1 rRNA gene is annotated in these 1,025 nt (G+C 55.2%); it reads left to right on the top strand.

Features of this window, described 5'->3' with window-relative positions:
* Positions 1-1,025, top strand: a 23S ribosomal RNA gene (locus AB0O01_RS36480); the annotation flags it as partial.

Raw genomic sequence — 1,025 nt, 5'->3', positions numbered from 1 at the left:
GTAAGCGAGTTGTGGACGGTTGACGAGTGAGAATGCAGGCATGAGTAGCGATTCACACGTGGGAAACGTGTGCGCCGATTGACTAAGGGTTCCTGGGTCAAGCTGATCTGCCCAGGGTAAGTCGGGACCTAAGGCGAGGCCGACAGGCGTAGTCGATGGATAACCGGTTGATATTCCGGTACCCGCTGTGAAGCGTCAAACATTGAATCCAGTGATGCTAAGCCCGTGAAGCCGTCGTGTGCGTCTTCGGACAAGCATGAAGTGGTGGAGCCGGTGGCCCGAGCTGGTAGTAGGTGAGTGATGGGGTGACGCAGGAAGGTAGTCCATCCCGGGCGGTGGTTGTCCCGGGGTAAGGGTGTAGGACGTCGGGTAGGTAAATCCGCCTGGCACATAGTCTGAGACCTGATGCCGAGCCGATTGTGGTGAAGTGGATGATCCTATGCTGTCGAGAAAAGCCTCTAGCGAGTTTTATGGCGGCCCGTACCCTAAACCGACTCAGGTGGTCTGGTAGAGAATACCGAGGCGTTCGGGTGAACTATGGTTAAGGAACTCGGCAAAATGCCCCCGTAACTTCGGGAGAAGGGGGGCCATTTCCGGTGATGGGTTTTACATCCTGAGCTGGGGGTGGCCGCAGAGACCAGCGAGAAGCGACTGTTTACTAAAAACACAGGTCCGTGCGAAGCCGTAAGGCGATGTATACGGACTGACGCCTGCCCGGTGCTGGAACGTTAAGGGGACCGGTTAGCTCCATTTCGGTGGGGCGAAGCTGAGAACTTAAGCGCCAGTAAACGGCGGTGGTAACTATAACCATCCTAAGGTAGCGAAATTCCTTGTCGGGTAAGTTCCGACCTGCACGAATGGCGTAACGACTTCTCGACTGTCTCAACCATAGGCCCGGTGAAATTGCACTACGAGTAAAGATGCTCGTTTCGCGCAGCAGGACGGAAAGACCCCGGGACCTTTACTACAGTTTGATATTGGTGTTCGGTTCGGCTTGTGTAGGATAGCTGGGAGACTTTGAAGCG

It is taken from the genome of Streptomyces sp. NPDC093252 (assembly GCF_040683675.1).
Classification (GTDB): Bacteria; Actinomycetota; Actinomycetes; order Streptomycetales; family Streptomycetaceae; genus Streptomyces.
This window is presented reverse-complemented; position numbering and strand designations above follow the sequence as displayed.